We start from the raw sequence: 19,166 nt of genomic DNA, 5'->3' as shown, positions 1-19,166 counted from the left end.
TTATTCCTCACATTCCTTGCCTGCCTGACAGCGGGCATCCGGTAACGCCGCGTGTTGCTCAAGCCATGCCTGTAAATTATCCCCATAGCGCAGGCTGCGCCACAGGGTAAAAAGATTCTCTTCGTGAGTGTAATTGAGGTTCACGGTGTTGCTTTTACCGTCGACGCGGCTGGTGCCGCTGATCGCCGCCTGCATGGTCAACACACCCAGATTATCTACATTGATTTTCGTCCACGAGCGAGAAATTTCCATATAGCGAAGCCAGTTAATCGCCACGCCCGCCGCCATGTTGTCTTTGACGATGGCATCTGCCGTGTCTTTATCCAGACGCAGCGTCATCGGGCCGGGGTTAGTCAGCCAGCCGTCTTTGATGATCCATTTTTCGTTCTCAAGCCAGAACGGCAGCGCCCCGCTCACCGGGCCGGACAGGGTAAACTGTTTCGGATTGACGGCACTGATAAGCTCGCTGGAGGAGATATTCTGCACCCGCAGCAGCGCAGGATCGTGCTGCGGCATCCGCAGCTGCTGCAGGGTGATTTTTCCGCCCAGCACGTCGGTGCTGACGTTGGTCAGCAGCAGCGGGTGGGATTCACTCCACGGGTAATCGCCCTGCAAATCGGCGGTAATATTGCGTGCGGTGACCTGGTTTATCACTTCGGCGATGCGCAGCGTGACCGGGCCGCGCGTGCCCAGAGACCAGGTGCCTTCGCTGAAGCGGAACGGCAGTACAAAATCGACACCGTTGATCTGGTTGTCGGGCATCCAGACGCTGCCGCTTTTCACCACGCCATGACCACCCGCTTCGAATCCTTGCCCAGCGGCCGCCGAAAACGCCACCTGAGCGTACAGCTCGCCGTCGCGCAGATTCATTTTCCAGTCGGGCGGCACCAGCGGCTGGAAGACCGTCAGAGACTGTTTTGGCCACCAGGCCTGACCGCGCAGACGCTCCCCGTCCCAGCGACCGTTCAGCTGGACCGGGCCAATCGCCCCGGCGTGCAGATCGCCTTTAAACTGGAAGAACGTCGGATCTGTGCCGTCGACGCTGAACTTGAGGGTCGACGCCGGTAACACGCTGCCGCCGGAAAACGATGTCTGCTCCGCATCCAGGGAGAGCGCGCCGCTAAAGTGCGGATTGTTTTCGCCACGCAGCCAGCGCACCGGCTGATCCAGCACCAGACGCGGCTTACTCACCAGCATGGTGCCGTATTGTAGTTTATCGAAACCGGTCGAGAGCGCCGTCAGTTCGATGGCACTGTCGCGCCACTCTCCCTTCCCGGCCACATCCCAGCGGGCATTCATCGGCGTGAAGTGTCCCTCACCCCAGTAGCGCCACTGCCACAGGCCGCTGTCCGGCAGGAAGTCATTGGCCTGTCCGTCGAGGTGCAGCACGAAATCGCCCATGTCGTTTTCATGGGCTTTCAGAATCGCCTGCAGCCGACCATCCACCCCTTTTTGCGAGAGTTTAACGCCCGCCAGCGGCCAGCGAATTTCATCGATATTGAGCGAGTCGATAAGCCGCCCGCGCGAACGCAGCAGTGCGCCCGGCTCAAAGACGAGCTGCGGATCGGCGAGGCTGCCCGTCAGTTGGGCTGGCAGAATCGCGTACAGAATCAGGTCGCCCTGCTTGGCTTCGCCCGTCACCTGCAGCGGCATGGCGCTGTTTTCCATGCTCAGCTTGCCCGGCCCGAGGCTCAGCACGGCATTACCTTTCCCGGCATCGCCCTGAGTCAGCACGTTCAGACGACCGCTAAAGGTGGCGTTTTCCAGCCCCTGCTGCCAGTTGTCAACTTTCACGCCCACGCGGCCGCTCAGGGGCAGCCCCTCGAGATCCCAGTGCCAGCGTCCGTCGCTGACTATCAGCTGTTCGGCGGTGAGCTGCCATGGCAAATCCAGCAGCGGATCGGGGTTATCGCGGGCGGTCAGCACCAGCTGACCACGGTTTTCTTCCCAGTCGAGATCAGCGTCCACCGGTGATGAAAGCGGCGGCACCGTCAGAGTGGCCTCCGCATGGCCTTTCACCGGCACGCCGTCCGGCACCAGCGGCAGGGTAAATTCCCCCGCCAGCCTGATCGGCTGCGGGTAATCCGGCAGATGGACTTCAAACTCGCTGATGGTCAGGTTTTGCCCGCGAAGTTTGCCGCGCACCTTGACCTGTTCGCCCTGGTAGGTCACGTCCTGAACGGAGGGGGTTAAAGAGATGTTGAGTTTGCCCTGCCACTGCTGCCACGGAGAGAGCGTTAAGCGATCAATCGTCAGCCAGGTGTTCGGCAGCATCGACTGCCATTCGGCAAGGGTTTTAGGCGCGGTGTTAGCCTGTTCCGCCTGCGGCAATTTGCTCAGGCAGGCGGTATTGAGATCGAGTGCACCGATATCCAGTTTCCAGCGGCTGGGGTGCGACAGCGTGGCGTTTTCCACGCGAGCGATTTCGCAGTCCTCTACCAGATAGCGAAGATCGGGGATAATAATTTGATTGCGGGCCAGACGCGGGCTTTTCTCGAAAGCAATGCGCGTCCCGACGGGGAGCCAGATCCCGGCAAGGGTTGGCACCCACTGGGCGAGCGTCATCAGCAGCGTCAGCGGCAGAAGAATGAACAACAGCAATAGCGCAATTGCGGCTTTGTATTTACCCCTCATGGGCAGTTAATATCCTGATTTAGCGAAAAAATAAGCCGACAGTGCCCGTCATTGTGGCATGTTTAGCCAGTCAGTTGAAGTCAACGCCATTTTTAAGGATAGTTGCTCTAGAATTATTCATAGAACTTATTGAATTCAATAATATTTTATAAATTGTAAGATTATTTTAATCATGCTAACGTGATGGTAAAATCACTGGAGAAAGTCTTATGAAACTCGCGGTATATAGCACAAAACAGTACGATAAAAAGTATCTGCAACATGTTAACGAGACTTACGGATTCGAACTCGAATTTTTTGACTTTCTGCTGACTGAAAAAACCGCCAAAACGGCGAACGGATGCGAAGCGGTGTGTATTTTCGTCAACGACGATGGCAGCCGCCCGGTGCTGGAAGAGCTGAAAAAGCACGGCGTGAAGTTCATCGCGCTGCGCTGCGCGGGCTTTAACAACGTCGATCTGGATGCGGCGAAAGAGCTGGGGTTAAAAGTGGTGCGCGTGCCGGCCTACTCCCCGGAAGCCGTGGCTGAACATGCCATCGGTATGATGATGTCTCTGAACCGACGTATTCACCGTGCTTATCAGCGCACCCGTGATGCCAACTTCTCTCTCGAAGGTCTGACAGGCTTTACCATGTACGGTAAAACCGCAGGCGTCATCGGCACCGGTAAAATCGGCGTGGCGACGCTGCGTATTCTGAAAGGTTTCGGGATGCGTCTGCTGGCGTTCGATCCGTATCCAAGTGCTGCCGCGCTGGAGCTGGGCGTGGGGTATGTCGATCTGCCAACGCTGCTCTCTCAGTCGGACGTGATCTCCCTGCACTGTCCGCTGACCCCTGAGAACTATCACCTGCTCAATCAGAGCGCGTTTGACCAGATGAAAGACGGGGTGATGATTATCAACACCAGCCGTGGCGGTCTGATTGACTCTCAGGCGGCGATCGAAGCCCTCAAAACGCAGAAAATTGGCGCGCTGGGGATGGACGTGTATGAGAACGAACGCGATCTGTTCTTCGAAGACAAGTCTAACGATGTCATCCAGGACGACGTGTTCCGTCGCCTCTCCGCCTGCCACAACGTGCTGTTTACCGGCCACCAGGCGTTCCTGACCGCCGAAGCGCTGATCAGCATTTCAGAAACCACGCTGGATAATCTGAAACAGCTGGAAAACGGCGAAGACTGTCCGAACGAAGTGGCCTGATGTTCCAGGCCGGGTGGCGTTGACGCGTACCCGGCCTCTATAAATCCCGCAGCAAAACACCGCCAAAAAGATGTGCGAATCAGGTTCTTCTTAGTCCCTCAGTCCGTAATAGATTTACTCATATTGATACCCGTCACCCCAAATCCGCTGGCTTCATAAATATGCTGAGCGCGAGCATTGTCCCCTGCCACACGCAATTTGATCTCTTTAATATCCTTCGCTCCTAAATACGCTTCGAAAGCAGCCAGCGACTGTTTACCCAATCCCATTCCCTGGCAGGCAGTGAGAATATGGAAATCGTAGATAAAAGCCGTACGCATAACCGGGTCGGGTTTGTACCAGAGATAACCGACATGGGCCGACTGCGCGATAATACACAACAGCACCTGGCCTGCGGTATTTACACCCTCGGGAAGCAATGCCGTTAATTCCTGTTTCGCTCTTGCCAGAGAATCCGGTTGCGATACGCGATAGTTTGATTCGATTTCATTGGCATAATCCTGAACAAAATATTCAAGATAAGCGGGATATTCATCTTCCGTCATTGCGCGGAATGTAATCACTTTTAACCTCTCAGGCCTAACCTTCTGATAGATAGCATAATAGTGATAAGCCCGTCGGCTTCACTCGTTAATGGAATTCACTGTTAACTACTGATTTGGGTGAGTTGGTTACGTAAAATGCGTTTTGATGATCTGCACCGGATACGGTGGGGATAATGTGTAAGGTTCTGGAGATGCTTTGAGCAAAAAACAGACGATGCTATCTTTGTCATTCTCTGAGCGTTGATAAGGTATCGACTGATATGGATTTGAAACTGTCAGGCGGATGTTTGTGCGGGTTTATCAGATTCACAGCGATTAACCCAGTTTCCACTCATTCCTGCTCCTGTGATATTTGCCAGAAGCATTCAGGTTGTCAGACCGCAGTATGGCTTGAATTCCACTCGGCGAATGTTGAATGGACGGGTGAAGGAGGCACACCTTCTTTATATCGCTCATCTAAAACCTCATCCAGAGCATTCTGCACCAGGTGTGGCAGTTCTTTAGGTGCGATTGATGACGCGCCGGGGACGGCTTTACTCAGCGGTGTTTTTGACCACAACGAAGCCGTCATTTTTTCGCCCCACTCCCACTCTTTTCAGGATATGAAACCTGACTGGTGGAGAAAAATCATGCCCGATACCGCTGGATAAAAAAGGACGTTTTGGGCAGTTTCTCAATATTTATCTTTGTTATTCGAAGCATTCGTTCTGCCTGAAGAAGCGGACCGCCGAAGCAGCGCGAGGTCCGCTGTGAGCGAGAAGCGGACGTTTCATAGCGCATATAGGCAGAGTTGGCGGGCAAGTTACTCCCTAAAATAGGGCAGTTGCATTATGTTAAACAAAACATCACAGTGGCAAACTCAATATCTATCGTTCCAGATCAATCAGAGCACGTTGCAGATGATGCTCTATAAAGTTCGTTTTTAATGCGCTATAACGATGTGCATCATTCTTACATAGCAATGCTGCTGTACGCTTTATCTCAGCGTAGTCACTTGCAATATCACTGTTTTTCCTCAGATAATCGCGGAAAGAAAGATGTTTTTGTATCTGAATGTCCCCTACTGAAAACGCATGCACTTGATGGCTACGCTGATCCCCTCCCTTAATGAAGTACCGGCGTCCTGCAATGCCGTTTTCACCGCGAGAAACATATCCGGCGTCGACCATTGCAGAGTTGCATTTATCCAGTTGGTTGATATCGGCAACTTCCAGAAGTATATCAATCACTGGCTTTGCTGAAAGGCCAGGCACTGACGTACTGCCAATATGATGAATCTTCCTAACCACGTCACCAAGCAATGCTTGTAGCAGAAAATTTTCAGCGTTAAACATAGCAGGCCATTTTTCATCGTATGGCGCCACAACGATTTCCCGCATGAATGCCCCTTCTTTTCCGTCAAATTAATTAGCATAAGAGTAGCTAAAGTACATTGAGGCAACAACGTCCGCTCAGGCACGGAGCGGACGTGTCGTTCAGAAGGTCAGCTGTGAGCGAAAAGCAGACATTCGGCTCTCTGCTATATGCCATAATTAAGCGCACGCCTGAAATAAATGGATTGTGCTAGTGCGCCTTACTGTTTTGAAGAGATGTGACGTAAGTCATCGCTGCCGCCCCCAGCAGTAATAACCCACTCAAGCCGAAAGCACTTTGCCATCCCAGACTGTCGAATACCACTCCTCCTGCCGTTGAACCAAGTGCAATCGAAAGCTGGATCACCGCAACCATGAGACCACCACCCGCCTCTGCATCTTCAGGCAGCGCCCGTGCAATCCATGTCCACCATCCCGTTGGCGCCGCCGTGGCCAGTAACCCCCACAGGCTTAGCAAAACTGTAACCGCCCAGATGCTGTGTCCGAACAGCAATAATGTACCGGCTACCGTTGCCATAAGCAGGGGAATCATTATTAAAATTTGATACAACCTGGCATTCAGGAATATCGATACGGCTAATGTGCCGACAAAACCTGCTGCGCCTATTGCGAGCAAAATCAGTGAGAACCCAGCAGGACCTACGTTGGTCACGTTCTCAAGAAAGGGGCGCACATAGGTAAATAAGGCAAACTGCCCAATAAAGAAGAGCCCGCAGGCTAGCAGTCCTGTTAGTACAATGGCGTCGCTGAACAGACGAAGCAGAGTTCCCTCTAGCTTTTGTTTTTTATCGCTTTTCATAGTGGGCAGGCTGACCCATAGCCAGATGAACGCGGCTATCGCCAGGGGGACGATGCATAAAAAGGCCCCACGCCAGCCGACAGTTGTCCCCAGATAGCTACCAAGTGGCGCAGCCACAACGGTAGCCAGCGCGTTCCCACCATTAAAAATCGCCAGCGCACGGGGAACCTGATGCTGCGGTACGAGCCGAATGGCGGTTGCAGCTGAGAGTGACCAGAATCCACCGATGACGACGCCAATCAGGGCCCTACCCAGCATATAAACCGGATAGCTGGGCGCCATGGAGATAACCAATCCAGATATGGCCATCAGGACAGTTAGCCCCAGCAGAAGATATTTACGATTCAGATCTCCGGCGATATGGGAGATAGTCAGGCTGGTCAGTACCGCCAGCGCGCCAGATATTGCAATTCCCTGGCCTGCCAGACCTTCCGTGATGTGCAGCTCGCGGGCAATAGGCGTCAGTAGGCTGACCGGCATAAATTCGGAAGCGATTAGTACAAAAACGCAGAGCGTCATGGCAAACACGCCACCCCAGTGCGCATCTGTTTTCTTAGGTGATCTTTTAAGACTTACTATGGACATTATCAGCATCTCTTTATATGTACGCGGCGAGATTCAGAACAGCCGGGACAGACGCTATTCAGAGAATAACGAGAACATGTGGATGAGAATGGGGAGCGGACGATTAAAATCGCCTGCAATTAGCAGGCGGTTTCAGGTCGTTATCTTAAATTAGCTTTGAAAAACTGCTCAAATTTTTCGAAAGGGATCTTGCCCGCAACGTTATCGTACAAATCAACGTGGTTTGCCCCCGGAACAATCACCAGTTCTTTCTCTTTACTGCCAATGGCCTTAAAGGCATCTTCGGCAAAATAGCGTGAGTGGGCTTTTTCGCCGGTCACAATAAGTGTAGGGATAGTGACTTCATTGGCGTAACTCAGAAGCGGCATATTCATAAATGACAGCGGCATCGTCGCATTCCAGGCCCCGGTTGAATTGACCGAACGCGCATGGAAACCACGCGGCATGCGATAATAATCAAAGAACTCTTTCAAAACAGGATGAGGATTGGCAGGTAACGTTTCCGGCAAAACACGATCCGATGCACTGACGTTACCCTTCTCATCAACATTAATGTCATGGCCGCCGGGCGCGTAAGTGCCATTTTCCGCATCTTTCCAACGCTTCGCGTTCAGATACTGTAGTACGGCGCGACGATCTTTAGTGGAATAGCGGTCTTTACCATCACCCACACCATGCCCCATCGCACGGCTCATGTCATACATCACGCTGGTCGCCACCGCTTTCACGCGGGTATCCATTGCGGCGTCGTTTAAGGCCATGCCGCCCCAGCCGCAAATACCGAGCAGCCCGATACGGTCGCGATCAACCTCTTTTTGCAGACCTAAGAAGTCAACTGCCGCGCTGAAATCCTCGGTATTAATATCCGGAGAGGCGACATTACGTGGAGAGCCACCGCTTTCTCCCGTATACGAAGGGTCAAACGCCAGGGTAACAAACCCCTGTTCTGCCAGCGTTTGTGCATACAGTCCGCTAGATTGCTCTTTCACTGCGCCGAAAGGCCCACTGACGGCAATGGCCGCCAGCTTACGCTCACCACGATCCTTCGGGATGTAGAGATCCCCCACTAGAGTGACCCCATAACGGTTCTGGAAGGTCACTTTACGGTGATCCACTTTCTTGCTTTCAGGGAATGTTTTATCCCATTTTTCGACCAGCGAAACAGGCGCGTTCGGATTAGTTGTATCAGCATAACTCATGTTTGTGACTCCACTTAATGATGCACATAGCAGCATGGCGGGTATCGCAGTTGCCAGTTTTTGGGTGAAAACAGTCATCAAAACTCCCCTTATAAAACGTGATTGAAACAGGTTTCATACGGACAACACTGCTGTGCTTTGTAGCAATGCGCTCATTATAGTTAGCAGAAATAGTGCTGATTAGAGGGAGTTAAGTGCTAGGATTAATACCAAATTGTTCTAAATTAAGATGTGATTTTGGGAGCGGAATGATGGCGAAACGGGAAAACTATAACGATTTGTACCTGTTTATGCAGGTGGTACGGGAAGGGAGCTTTACAGCAGCAGCACATCGCCTTGGCCTGGCACAATCAGGAATAAGCCGTTCAGTTCGGGAACTTGAAGAACGACTGGGAGTTCAGCTCCTGGTGCGCACCACGCGCAGATTATCGCTCACCCATGCCGGTGAAAAGCTCTACCGGACCATTGAAGCAGGATTCGACGCTTTAGATATGGGACTGGACACGCTGGCTCATTATCGCCAGTCCCCATCGGGGACGGTACGCATCAATGCCAGTCAGCATGCTATTGATAAATTGCTTCTGCCAAAGCTTGCGGTGTTTAAGAATAGCTACCCGGATATCCGACTGGAACTCATTAGCGAAAGCCGATTTGTCGATATTATTGCCGAGAGGTTTGATGCGGGTGTTCGCCTGGGGCCTGAAGTAAGTAGTGGCATGGTTGCTGTGCGTATTTCCCCAGACATGGAGATGGCTGTTGTCGGCACGCCTGACCACTTTCGTCGCTATGGCTTTCCGCAAGCCCCCTCAGATTTAGCGGTTCATCCCTGCATAGCTTATCAGTTTGGCGACGGGAAACTGTACTCATGGGAACTTCACCATAACGGTAAAAAAATCACCCATCGGCCGCAGGGGCAGTGGGTTTTCGCGGACAGCTATATGGAGGCCAAAGCGGCCAGGCTGGGCCTGGGACTGGCTTATGTTCCGGAAGAGTTGGTATCTGAGGATTTAGAACAGGGTTCGCTCATCAGAGTTTTACAACGTTACAGCCAACGCCTGGAAGGCTCATTTCTATATTATCCGCACCGCAATGTGTCGCCTGCTCTACGAGCGGTTATCGATACATTGAGAATTTAGGACTGAGGACGAGCTTATACACATGTAAGGGTAAAAGGTCCGCTAATGGCACACAGCAGCCGTTTTGACCGAACCTCGTCATAAGAAGGGAGTTATGCAAATTTTGCCGACGATAGTGATGTGATTTGCAAACAGTCGCTATGTTTTGCGAGATGACAAAACCCAGCAGGAATGGCTGGAACCGCATTGTGCGTTGTCACACTGAGGCGTTAAAACTGCGTGACACCAGCCGTCCATTGAAAAACCGTCGCCTCGTAGGATTTGACGGTGTGATATCAGAATTAAATCTGCGCCATACCGCCGTCAACAAACAGCTCTATAGCATTGATAAAACTGGCGGCATCAGACGCCAGAAACGCAACGGCTTTGCCGACTTCCGCTGGCTCACCAATCCGGCCCAACGGAACCTGCGCCGCCAGCGCATCAAACAGGCCCTGACGCTGTTCCTCGGCAACCAGCCCCTCTAATCCAGGCGTTTTGACCGGACCCGGACTCACGACATTCACCCGAATACCCCGCCCCTGCAAGTCCAGCGCCCATGAGCGAGCAAAGTTTCTCACTGCGGCTTTACTGGCGCTATACACGCTAAAGTTAGCCATCCCTTTTACCGAAACGGTGGAAGCGGTGAGGATAATGGATGAACCGGCAACAAGCAGTGGCAGTGCTTTCTGGACGGTGAATAATACTCCGCGAACATTGGTCCCGAAAATCCGGTCATAATGTTCTTCCGTTATTTCACCCAGCGCCAGCATATCTCCGCCACCGGCGTTAGCAAACAGAATGTCCAGACGCCCCGACTCTTCTGCAATTTGTGCGTAAACATTATCCAGATCGCTAAGACGGGAGATATCGGCCCGAATCCCCTTAGCCGACGGGCCGATTAACGCTATAGCCGCATCCAGTTCCTGCTGACGACGTCCGGTGATGTAGACTTTTGCCCCCTGCGCCGCCAGTTCCTGAACACTGGCAAGACCGATTCCTGTGCTGCCGCCCGTGACCAGGGCAATTTTGTCTGAAAGTGGTTTACTCATTATTCATATCCTCGGTTGTGGGTTCGAATGGGCCGTCATTCAGCCTGTGAACTCACACTAGCCGCAGAGAAATTATTGATAAATTAGCAAAAGTAGAAAACACTCTTTCTACAGGTGAATAATCAACTCCCTCACGGAGAGACAGAACTTGGATCAGTTAATGGCTATGCGTGCGTTTACGCGGGTGGTGGAAACTGGCAGTTTTACGCGGGCAGCGGATTCACTTAATCTGCCGAATGCCACATTAAGTAAACTGGTTAAATCACTGGAGGCCCATCTCGGCGTGCGTCTTTTACATCGTACGACCCGGCGCGTCGTCGCAACGCCAGAGGGTCAGGACTATTATGAAAAAGCCTCGCGGGTACTCATTGACATTGAGGAGATAGACACGTCGTTTAGCGCCTTGCAGAGCAGACCTAAAGGGTATCTGCGTATTGATGTCGGCGGCTCTACCGCACGTGAAGTCCTGATCCCGGCGTTACCGGATTTTTTGCAGCGCTATCCTGAAATCAAAATCGATTTAGGCGTTTCCGATAGGCCGGTGGATCTTATTAGCGGAAATGTGGATTGTGTCATCCGTGGTGGCGCGCTCAATGACTCATCGTTGATCGCCCGCCACATTGGTGATGCCCCAATGGTGACCTGCGCTACGCCGGGATACCTGAAAGCCGCTGGCGTACCTGCGTATCCGGATGAATTAAGAAATGGACATAAGCTGGTGAGCTATTTGTCTCCGCTGACGGGCAGAGCCTTTCCTTTTCGCTTTATCGTAGAAGGTGAAGAGCGGGAAATGAAGACGCAGCATCACATCGGGGTTAACGAAAGTAATGCGCATTTGGCTGCGGCCTTGGCGGGAATGGGAATCATCCAAACCTTTTGCTATGCGACGAAAGATGAACTGAACAACGGCACACTGGTTGAGATCCTACAAGAATGGCGCCCCGCGAGTTATCCTTTTTATGTCGTCTATCCCCAGAACAGGCACATGACGCACCGGTTACGCGTGTTTATTGACTGGCTAACCGAGGTATTCCCAGCGGCACTACGCAGTTACCGGTAATCACACCTCTTACGATCCAGAAGGGCGCAAAAGATTCACCGATTCATCTTCTCTTGAGCCCTTCTCTAATGCCTGCCCTTGGGGTGATCTGCGCTGAGCGGAAGGTAAATTTTTGTCGGAATATGCCAGCCGAGAACGTCATCAATCAGGAAACATATCCTTTGAAATCTTCAATTCCCGGTGCTAAAACATGAAGAGCCGTTTTTAAGATTTGTTGTGTTTACTGATTCTCAACTCATAAGAGAATGCCGGAAAATGATTAAGCCAGCTCAGCTAGCGACAACCGTTACCACCACCGAAACCTTCGGCGGCGTGTGCGCATCTGTGACTGGCTCCTGACAAAACAGATTCTGACTCCCCGCCAAACCGGACGGGGAAGAAAATCTCTCCGTTCATGATTTACTGAATGGAGATACACCATGATTTCATCTGAAAATGCACTTTTAGTTATCGATATGCAGCAGGGGCTTTTCCGTGGCCCCTCGTCACCCCATCTCGCAGACTCGGTTTTGTCAAACATTTGCCTGCTTTTACAAAAAGCCAGGCAAGCGCAAGTGCCAGTCTTTTTTGCCCGTCACACCGGTCCTGACGATTCCCCCTTCTCTGAGCAAAGCCCCTTCACACAACTGATACCCGAAATGAGTGTGAATGCTGAGCAAGATGTCGTTTTTATTAAAAAGTACCCCAGCTGTTTCCGGGATACGAGCCTGCAGCTTCAGCTCGGCGAGCGGGGAATAAAACAACTTGTCATCGCTGGGATGAAAACAGAATTCTGTGTGGACACTACCTGCCGTGCAGCGCCGGAGTTGGGATTCAGGACTGTGCTGATTTCAGATGCGCACACGACAATGGATAACAGCTACCTGTCAGCTAATGAAATCATCAGCCATCACAACGCCACCCTTGCTGGCCCGTTTGTGACGCTCGCGACAGCAGCGGACTGGAACTTTTAATCTGAGAAATGAGATAAGACTGAGAGCCGCCCGCCAGGCGGCTGAAGTGCAAAAAGTCCGCTCCTGGCACAAAGTGGACTCCTATTTGGCTCAGACGAGAGTGCCAACGCAGAGTAGTTCTTGTGTCATTCACCCTGCCGCGCCGGGTAAATTTACGGCTCACTATAAAATCCGTCATCTACATTGCTAACGGATTTATAACGTTAAAAATCCGGAAGGGGCAAAATTATCTACTATCCTTAGTTCGTGGAATGCATTCCCAGTCTGATTTTTAAGTTTTGGTTTTTTAAGGTTTTACAGCTTTCCCTTTTATCTATGGCATTACCAGGCTCCTCAAGAGCCTTAATGTTGAAGGTGATAATGTTTCCTGTTTTTTCAATCAGTTCCTGGTTCCGAACGCAAAGATTAATCAAAGGACAACAGCTATGACTCACATTCACGAACACGCCTCCGTTAACACGACGTATCCTGATACGCGCCTGCCCGTGCCTGCCGCGAGCAGTAGCGCCGTCTCATGGGGCGCCATCTTTGCCGGTGCCGCAGCCGCAGCATCCCTCTCTTTGATATTGCTGATTCTGGGCGCAGGCCTGGGGCTTACGTCCGTGTCGCCATGGGAAAGCCGTGGGCTTGACGCGGGTACGGTGGGGATCGCTGCCATCGCCTGGCTGACGTTCACGCAAATTGTTGCGTCGGGTATGGGCGGCTATTTAGCCGGACGACTGCGCTCGAAGTGGGTCGATACCCACACCGATGAAGTTTACTTTCGCGACACTGCACACGGGTTTTTAGCCTGGGCTGTGGCGGCGCTGGTCTCCGCAGCACTGTTAACGAGCACGATGAGTGCCATCGTTGGCGGGGGCGCTAAAGTGGTGGGTACCGTTGCCGGAGGTGCTGCGGTGGCCACGGCGACGGGTGCAGCAAGTATGGCGAACGGATCGTCGGCTGTAGAGGGTTCGTCAATGAACTATTTCGTTAACTCACTGTTCAGGGCGAATAATCTTGGCACACCAGCAAACGGTGCAGCCGATCCCGCCTCTCCTGCCGCAGCGCCTGCTCCTGCAGCGCCCTCTCAGCAACACGTTTCTCCAGCACAGTTAGGTGAAGTGACCGGCATATTTGCCAATAGCATAACCACCGGCGCTTTACCTCAGGAAGATCGTCAGTATGTCGCCCAGCTGATTGCTCAAAACACGGGTATCACTCAGCAAGAGGCTGAGCAGCGGGTACAGAGCACCTATGACAAAGCCCAGGCTAAATTAAAAGAAGCGAAGGAGAAAGCGCAGCAAGCTGCTGATACCGCACGCAAAACCACGAGCTATCTCATGCTGTGGACATTTATTTCTCTGCTGGCCGGTGCCTTTGTCGCCAGCCTGTGTGCGACCTTCGGTGGCCGTCAACGTGATTTATAATCTTTAATTAAGCGAGAGGTCTACAATGCGCTCATTATTACTGTTCTTCTTAGGTGTTCCTATTCCCATCATTATTCTGATTGCGCTGTTTTTCCATTAATGCGCTGGAATAACAGACTGGCTGTTTAATCAGTCATATCAGAATTATTGCCTGTAAAACATAAATGCCCGTAAGGGCATTTATGTTTTCGACGTTCCCTGATACTTAGATTTTAAGTGCCGCAACGATGGCGGCCTCCATTTTCTCCGGGGTGGAGATAGGGGCAAAACGCTTAAGCGGCTTGCCGTCGCGCCCAATCAGGAACTTTGTGAAGTTCCACTTGATTCGCCCACCCAGCACGCCGGGCAAGGCTTCTTTAAGGTAACGAAAAACCGGGTGCGCCGCGTCGCCGTTGACCTCCACTTTCTCGAACATCGGGAAACTCACCCCGTAGTTGATGCGGCAGGTCTGGGTAATGTCTTCAGCGCCGCCAGGCTCCTGCTTACCAAACTGGTTGCAGGGAAAACCAAGCACCACCAGCCCCTGGTCCGCGTACTTTTTGTAGAGCATTTCCAGGCCGGCGTACTGTGGTGTGAAGCCACAATGGCTGGCAGTATTTACCACCAGAACCAGCTTACCCGCATAGTCGGCCATAGAGATGAGCTGGCCTTGCAGGCTGGTGGCATTAAGTTGATGAAAAGTCGTCATGCGAAAACCTTATTCACTCAATCCACGGTTCAGGAGCATCGCTTCAATCTTCGGATCGTGCCCGCGCCATTGACGATAAAGTTCAGCTAAATCGCTGCTATTCCCCCGCGACAAAATCGCTTCACGGAATTTCTGCCCGTTTTCACGCGTTAATCCGCCCTCCTCGACAAACCACTGATAGCCGTCGTCTGCCAGCATTTGTGTCCAAAGATAGGCGTAATAGCCTGCCGCATAACCGCCGCCAAAAATATGGGCAAAATAGCTGCTGCGATAGCGCGGCGGCACGGCGGGCAGATCCAGCCCCTCTTTTTTCAGCGCGGCGGTTTCAAACGCCTCAACATCGCTGATCCTTTCCTTCGCTCCAATTCCATGCCAGTTCATGTCCAGCAACGCCGCACTCAGCAGCTCGGTCATGTCGTAGCCTTTGTTGAATTGCGTCGCGCTGAGCATTTTCTCGCGCAAGGCGTCCGGCATCGGCTCGCCGGTCTGATAGTGACGGGCATAGTTCGCAAACACCTGCGGATGGCTGGCCCAGTGTTCATTAATTTGCGAAGGGAACTCCACAAAATCGCGCGGCGTGTTGGTGCCGGATAGCGTGGCAAAGCGCTGATCGGCAAACAGACCGTGTAGCGTGTGACCGAACTCGTGGAACAAGGTGATCACATCATCCCAGGAGAGCAGCGCCGCCTGGCCAGCGGCCGGTTTCTGGTAATTACAGACGTTGTAAATCACCGGGCGGGCGGAGAATTCATGGGATTGCTCAACGAAATTGCCCATCCACGCCCCGCCGCCTTTGGAATCACGTGCGAAGAAATCGCCGTAGAACAGCGCCATCCCTTCGCCGGTATGGTCGAAGATCTCCCACACGCGCACGTCCGGGTGATAGACAGGAATATCGAAACGTTCGACAAAACGGATGCCAAACAGCTGGCTGGCCGCCCAGAACACGCCATCGCGCAGGGCGTTATCAAGAGCGAAATAGGGTTTAATCTGCGATTCATCGAGAGCGTATTTATCAAGGCGTACGCGCTCCGCGTAATAGGCCCAGTCCCAGGCCTGCACGCTGAAATGCCCCTGCTCGCCATCGATCACTTTCTGAATGTCCGCCTGCTCGCGTTCGGCGCGCGCTCTCGCGGCTGGGACGATCCCGCGCATAAATTTCAGCGCTGCGTCAGGCGTTTTCGCCATCTGATCGGCAATGCTCCAGCTGGCATAACTCTCGAACCCCAGCAGTTGCGCGCGGCGTGCGCGCAGTTGTGCCAGGCGCAGCACAATTTCACGGGTGTCGTTTTCATCGCCTTTTTGCGTGCGCGTCCAGCCCGCCCTGAACAGTTTTTCCCGCGTCTGACGGTCGTGCAGCGCCGCAAGCGCCGGTTGTTGGGTGGTGTTGAGCAACGGAATCAGCCAGCGGTCGGCCAGCCCTTTCTCCGCAGCGGCACGCGCGGCCGTCGCGATCTCCTCGGCGCTCAGCCCCTCAAGCAGATGAACATCATCCACCACCAGCCCACCGGCTTTATCCGCCGCCAGAAGATGCTGATTAAACTGGCTGGTCAGGGACGCAGCCTCGGTATTCAGCGCTTTTAACTCGGCTTTTTGCTCGTCGGTTAGCTGCGCACCGGCCAAAATAAAGTGCTGATACGTCTCTTCCACCAGGCGACGGGACTCGGCATCCAGCGACGCGGCCCCTTCCCGCACCGCCGCGACGCGTGAAAATAGCGTGTTATTCAGCCAGATATCGTTAGACAGTCCGGCCAGTTCGGTGGAAAAGGCTTCGTCCAGTTCCTGTAAAAAATCATTGGTATGCGCCGAGGTCATCGCGAAAAAGACACTGCTGACGCGGGAAAGCATCGCGCCGCTTTTTTCCAGCGCCAGAATGGTGTTGGTGAAATCGGGTGCGGCGGTGTTAGCAATGATGGCATCAATATCTGCGCGCTTCTGGCGCATCGCCTCGTCAAATGCCGGGCGGTAGTGGCTGTCTTCGATTACGTCGAATCGAGGCGCCTGATAAGGCAATACGCTGACTTCAAAAAATGGATTGGAAACCGACATCGTTGACTCCTGGGCACATAATTATCCTCCCAGAGTAGGACAGGCTGCAGTGAGCTGCAATCCCCATTAACGGCAGACTGATTGCTGCAAGATATTCTGTTTCCGGGATGATTAAGAAGCCCAGTAAGACCCGGTTTTGAATTCCAGACGGGGTAAATGTATCGCTGTTATTTACTGATGACGTCACCTTTGTTGACGGAAAAGTCGATCATTTAGCGATACAAAAGTTGCCTTAACGGTGTGCCGGATGCCGTGCTATGGTTGTACAACACAAAAAGCGTTGAGGAACAGTGAGATGATCGTATTAGTTACCGGGGCAACGGCGGGTTTTGGTGAAAGCATCACGCGTCGCTTCGTCGCCAACGGGCATAAAGTGATTGCAACAGGCCGTCGTCAGGAGCGTTTACAGGAGCTGAAAGACGAGCTTGGCGATAGCATTCTGACGGCGCAGCTGGACGTGCGTAATCGCGCCGCCATTGAAGAGATGCTTGCGAACCTGCCTGCCGAATGGCGTGCCATTGATATTCTGGTGAACAACGCCGGTCTGGCGCTGGGTCTGGAGCCTGCGCACAAGGCCAGCGTAGAAGACTGGGAAAACATGATCGACACCAACAATAAAGGTCTGGTGTACATGACCCGCGCGGTGCTGCCTGGCATGGTCGAGCGCAACCGTGGGCATGTGATCAACATCGGCTCTACCGCCGGGAGCTGGCCTTACGCGGGCGGCAACGTGTACGGCGCAACCAAAGCCTTTGTGCGTCAGTTCAGCCTGAACCTGCGCACCGACCTGCACGGCACGGCAATCCGCGTGACGGATATCGAGCCAGGCCTGGTGGGCGGCACGGAATTTTCCAACGTGCGTTTCAAAGGCGATGATGCGAAAGCCGGCAAAACCTATGAGAACACCGAAGCCCTGACGCCGGAAGATGTGACCGAAACCGTCTGGTGGGTCGCGACGTTGCCAAAACACGTCAACATCAATACCGTCGAAATGATGCCTGTTAGCCAGAGTTTTGCAGGTTTAAGCGTGCATCGCGGCTGATACTTCCCTGCCCGGCCTGCGGGTCGGGTATGGGATGCGCGGCAAAAGAATGGTAGTATTGAAGCGTTAACTCTCTGAGAAACCACATCCAATGGCCGCCGAATCGCAACTTAATCCTACCCAACCTGTTAATCAGCAAATCTACCGTATTTTGCGACGAGATATCGTCCATTGCCTGATTCCGCCTGGCACTCCGCTCTCTGAAAAAGAGGTATCGGTACGCTTTGACGTGTCCCGCCAGCCGGTTCGCGAAGCTTTTATAAAGCTTGCGGAAAACGGGTTGATTCAGATTCGCCCGCAGCGCGGCAGCTACGTCAATAAAATCTCCCTCTCGCAGGTGCGCAACGGCTGTTTCGTCCGTCAGGCGATTGAGTGCGCGGTTGTGCGTCGGGCGGCGTCGCTGGTCGACGAGCATCAGTGTTACCTTCTGGAACAAAACCTCCACCAGCAGCGCATTGCGATTGAACGCACACAGATCAATGATTTTTTCCAGCTCGACGATGAGTTTCACCAGAAGCTGGCGCAAATTGCCGACTGTCAGCTGGCGTGGGATACCATTGAAAATATTAAAGCGACGATGGATCGCGTGCGCTATATGAGTCTCGATCACGTCTCCCCGCCGGAAATGCTGCTGCGTCAGCATCACGATATTTTTGCCGCACTGGAAAAACGCGACGGAGACGCCATCGTCAAAGCGATGACCGTGCATTTGCAGGAAATTGGCGAGTCGGTTCAGCTTATTCGCCAGGAAAACAGCGACTGGTTTACGGAAGATTAATGAAAACCGCATCCCACGTAAATTCCGGGATGCGGCATACGATTTAACGTACCACTAATACCGGTATTTTGGCGTAGCGAATAACAGATTCCGCGTTCGAGCCAAGCAGATGGCTGGATAAACCGGGCGTCTTAGAGCCGATAACAATCACCTCATAATCGTCTTTATTGCTCATACTGATGATCTCATCGCGAACATTGCCAAAACGTACTTCGGTGTGAATATTCTCCGGCGCGATATCAAACAAACGTTTTAATTCATTCATCTTTTTCTCTGACTCATTTACCATATAAGCCTCGAATTTTTTGATGTCAGAGTTAAAGCCGCGCAGCAACGAGCGGCTGCTGATGGGCAAGATGTTCAGCAGCGTGATGGTGGCGTTATCCGCTTTCGCCAGGAACTCCGCGTGGCGTACTGCTTTATCGCTCAGATTCATTTCAAATACGTCCACAGGCATCAATATTTTCTTGTACATAAGCCCTTCCTTATCCAAATAAAAATAATTACTTATCTGTCTTCAGAGTGACATGGCTATTTGAAACGAAGGCTAAACCGTTCACTGAGGGAACTATCAATAAACGAAAAAAATTGTCCGTTTTGTCAATTTACGTCTGAGCGGGGCTATGCGGATAAAATGCAGACAAAAAAGTGTGACCTTGATCAAAAACAAAAAAATGTTGCCGCAA

Annotated in this window: 17 protein-coding genes; 8 read left to right on the top strand and 9 right to left on the bottom strand. The window is 52.6% G+C overall.

Annotation, left to right across the window (positions count from 1 at the left end; all coding sequences use genetic code 11):
- On the bottom strand, nt 1-2,634 hold the full coding sequence (locus tag C0560_RS10120) for a YdbH family protein (protein WP_248860187.1): 2,634 nt from the start codon (nt 2,632-2,634) through the stop codon (nt 1-3).
- Between the two features lie 209 nt (nt 2,635-2,843).
- On the opposite strand from C0560_RS10120, the gene C0560_RS10115 reads away from it, so the two are divergent.
- The gene (locus C0560_RS10115) at nt 2,844-3,833 is read left to right on the top strand and encodes a 2-hydroxyacid dehydrogenase (RefSeq protein WP_248860186.1); all 990 of its coding nucleotides are present in this window, start codon (nt 2,844-2,846) and stop codon (nt 3,831-3,833) included.
- A gap of 98 nt (nt 3,834-3,931) precedes the next feature.
- On the opposite strand, the gene C0560_RS10110 is transcribed toward C0560_RS10115, so the two are convergent.
- Nucleotides 3,932-4,396: an N-acetyltransferase gene (locus tag C0560_RS10110; protein WP_248860184.1), complete on the bottom strand. Its 465-nt coding sequence runs from the start codon at nt 4,394-4,396 to the stop codon at nt 3,932-3,934.
- A 242-nt stretch (nt 4,397-4,638) separates the two neighbouring features.
- Here C0560_RS10110 and C0560_RS10105 point away from each other — a divergent pair, with 242 nt between their 5' ends.
- Nucleotides 4,639-5,028: a GFA family protein gene (locus tag C0560_RS10105; RefSeq protein WP_248860182.1), complete on the top strand. Its 390-nt coding sequence runs from the start codon at nt 4,639-4,641 to the stop codon at nt 5,026-5,028.
- Nucleotides 5,029-5,244: 216 nt separating this feature from the next.
- Here C0560_RS10105 and C0560_RS10100 read toward each other — a convergent pair whose 3' ends face one another.
- The 3 genes from C0560_RS10100 to C0560_RS10090 all read right to left on the bottom strand — a co-directional run bounded on the left by C0560_RS10100 (nt 5,245) and on the right by C0560_RS10090 (nt 8,412).
- Nucleotides 5,245-5,757: a GrpB family protein gene (locus tag C0560_RS10100; protein ID WP_107703739.1), complete on the bottom strand. Its 513-nt coding sequence runs from the start codon at nt 5,755-5,757 to the stop codon at nt 5,245-5,247.
- 184 nt (nt 5,758-5,941) lie between these two features.
- A complete protein-coding gene (locus tag C0560_RS10095; protein WP_248860180.1) occupies nt 5,942-7,135 on the bottom strand; it encodes an MFS transporter in 1,194 nt (397 codons plus the stop codon).
- Between the two features lie 140 nt (nt 7,136-7,275).
- The gene (locus C0560_RS10090) at nt 7,276-8,412 is read right to left on the bottom strand and encodes an alpha/beta hydrolase (RefSeq protein WP_248860178.1); all 1,137 of its coding nucleotides are present in this window, start codon (nt 8,410-8,412) and stop codon (nt 7,276-7,278) included.
- A 173-nt stretch (nt 8,413-8,585) separates the two neighbouring features.
- Between C0560_RS10090 and C0560_RS10085 the strand changes: the two genes are divergently transcribed.
- Nucleotides 8,586-9,470, top strand: coding sequence for a LysR family transcriptional regulator (locus C0560_RS10085; RefSeq protein ID WP_248860273.1), 885 nt, complete (start codon nt 8,586-8,588; stop codon nt 9,468-9,470).
- Between the two features lie 281 nt (nt 9,471-9,751).
- Here C0560_RS10085 and C0560_RS10080 read toward each other — a convergent pair whose 3' ends face one another.
- The gene (locus tag C0560_RS10080; RefSeq protein ID WP_248860175.1) at nt 9,752-10,501 is read right to left on the bottom strand and encodes an SDR family NAD(P)-dependent oxidoreductase; all 750 of its coding nucleotides are present in this window, start codon (nt 10,499-10,501) and stop codon (nt 9,752-9,754) included.
- A 148-nt stretch (nt 10,502-10,649) separates the two neighbouring features.
- On the opposite strand from C0560_RS10080, the gene C0560_RS10075 reads away from it, so the two are divergent.
- The 3 genes from C0560_RS10075 (at nt 10,650) to C0560_RS10065 (ending at nt 13,923) form a co-directional block, all read left to right on the top strand.
- Nucleotides 10,650-11,561 (top strand): LysR family transcriptional regulator, encoded by a 912-nt coding sequence (locus tag C0560_RS10075; protein ID WP_248860173.1) that lies wholly within the window; start codon nt 10,650-10,652, stop codon nt 11,559-11,561.
- A 419-nt stretch (nt 11,562-11,980) separates the two neighbouring features.
- Nucleotides 11,981-12,514, top strand: coding sequence for a cysteine hydrolase family protein (locus tag C0560_RS10070; RefSeq protein WP_248860171.1), 534 nt, complete (start codon nt 11,981-11,983; stop codon nt 12,512-12,514).
- Between the two features lie 425 nt (nt 12,515-12,939).
- Nucleotides 12,940-13,923 carry a hypothetical protein gene (locus tag C0560_RS10065; protein ID WP_123428051.1) on the top strand — a complete coding sequence of 328 codons (984 nt, stop codon included), beginning with the start codon at nt 12,940-12,942 and terminating at the stop codon, nt 13,921-13,923.
- A gap of 205 nt (nt 13,924-14,128) precedes the next feature.
- On the opposite strand, the gene C0560_RS10060 is transcribed toward C0560_RS10065, so the two are convergent.
- Complete coding sequence (locus C0560_RS10060) at nt 14,129-14,611, bottom strand: glutathione peroxidase (RefSeq protein ID WP_248860169.1); 483 nt, start codon at nt 14,609-14,611, stop codon at nt 14,129-14,131.
- A 9-nt stretch (nt 14,612-14,620) separates the two neighbouring features.
- Complete coding sequence (dcp, locus tag C0560_RS10055) at nt 14,621-16,660, bottom strand: peptidyl-dipeptidase Dcp (protein WP_248860167.1); 2,040 nt, start codon at nt 16,658-16,660, stop codon at nt 14,621-14,623.
- 295 nt (nt 16,661-16,955) lie between these two features.
- Between dcp and ydfG the strand changes: the two genes are divergently transcribed.
- Nucleotides 16,956-17,702: a bifunctional NADP-dependent 3-hydroxy acid dehydrogenase/3-hydroxypropionate dehydrogenase YdfG gene (gene ydfG / locus C0560_RS10050; protein WP_102103648.1), complete on the top strand. Its 747-nt coding sequence runs from the start codon at nt 16,956-16,958 to the stop codon at nt 17,700-17,702.
- A 91-nt stretch (nt 17,703-17,793) separates the two neighbouring features.
- Entirely contained in the window at nt 17,794-18,480 is a 687-nt protein-coding gene (locus tag C0560_RS10045; protein WP_100780265.1) for a GntR family transcriptional regulator, read from the top strand.
- A gap of 43 nt (nt 18,481-18,523) precedes the next feature.
- Here C0560_RS10045 and C0560_RS10040 read toward each other — a convergent pair whose 3' ends face one another.
- Complete coding sequence (locus C0560_RS10040) at nt 18,524-18,955, bottom strand: universal stress protein (protein ID WP_248860164.1); 432 nt, start codon at nt 18,953-18,955, stop codon at nt 18,524-18,526.
- Between the last annotated feature and the right edge of the window lie 211 nt (nt 18,956-19,166).

This window comes from Lelliottia sp. AC1, assembly GCF_023278595.1.
GTDB classification, from domain to species: Bacteria; Pseudomonadota; Gammaproteobacteria; order Enterobacterales; family Enterobacteriaceae; genus Enterobacter; species Enterobacter nimipressuralis.
The sequence above is the reverse complement of the archived record's forward strand: the minus strand, read 5'-3'. Positions and strand labels throughout refer to the sequence as shown.

Coding starts and splice junctions, on each gene's coding strand:
- C0560_RS10040 (WP_248860164.1), bottom strand. CDS start 18,955: ATGTACAAGAAAATATTGATGCCTGTGGACGTATTTGAAATGAATCTG.
- C0560_RS10095 (WP_248860180.1), bottom strand. CDS start 7,135: ATGTCCATAGTAAGTCTTAAAAGATCACCTAAGAAAACAGATGCGCAC.
- C0560_RS10090 (WP_248860178.1), bottom strand. CDS start 8,412: ATGACTGTTTTCACCCAAAAACTGGCAACTGCGATACCCGCCATGCTG.
- C0560_RS10105 (WP_248860182.1), top strand. CDS start 4,639: ATGGATTTGAAACTGTCAGGCGGATGTTTGTGCGGGTTTATCAGATTC.
- dcp (WP_248860167.1), bottom strand. CDS start 16,660: ATGTCGGTTTCCAATCCATTTTTTGAAGTCAGCGTATTGCCTTATCAG.
- C0560_RS10085 (WP_248860273.1), top strand. CDS start 8,586: ATGGCGAAACGGGAAAACTATAACGATTTGTACCTGTTTATGCAGGTG.
- C0560_RS10120 (WP_248860187.1), bottom strand. CDS start 2,634: ATGAGGGGTAAATACAAAGCCGCAATTGCGCTATTGCTGTTGTTCATT.
- C0560_RS10045 (WP_100780265.1), top strand. CDS start 17,794: ATGGCCGCCGAATCGCAACTTAATCCTACCCAACCTGTTAATCAGCAA.
- ydfG (WP_102103648.1), top strand. CDS start 16,956: ATGATCGTATTAGTTACCGGGGCAACGGCGGGTTTTGGTGAAAGCATC.
- C0560_RS10060 (WP_248860169.1), bottom strand. CDS start 14,611: ATGACGACTTTTCATCAACTTAATGCCACCAGCCTGCAAGGCCAGCTC.
- C0560_RS10115 (WP_248860186.1), top strand. CDS start 2,844: ATGAAACTCGCGGTATATAGCACAAAACAGTACGATAAAAAGTATCTG.
- C0560_RS10065 (WP_123428051.1), top strand. CDS start 12,940: ATGACTCACATTCACGAACACGCCTCCGTTAACACGACGTATCCTGAT.
- C0560_RS10080 (WP_248860175.1), bottom strand. CDS start 10,501: ATGAGTAAACCACTTTCAGACAAAATTGCCCTGGTCACGGGCGGCAGC.
- C0560_RS10100 (WP_107703739.1), bottom strand. CDS start 5,757: ATGCGGGAAATCGTTGTGGCGCCATACGATGAAAAATGGCCTGCTATG.
- C0560_RS10070 (WP_248860171.1), top strand. CDS start 11,981: ATGATTTCATCTGAAAATGCACTTTTAGTTATCGATATGCAGCAGGGG.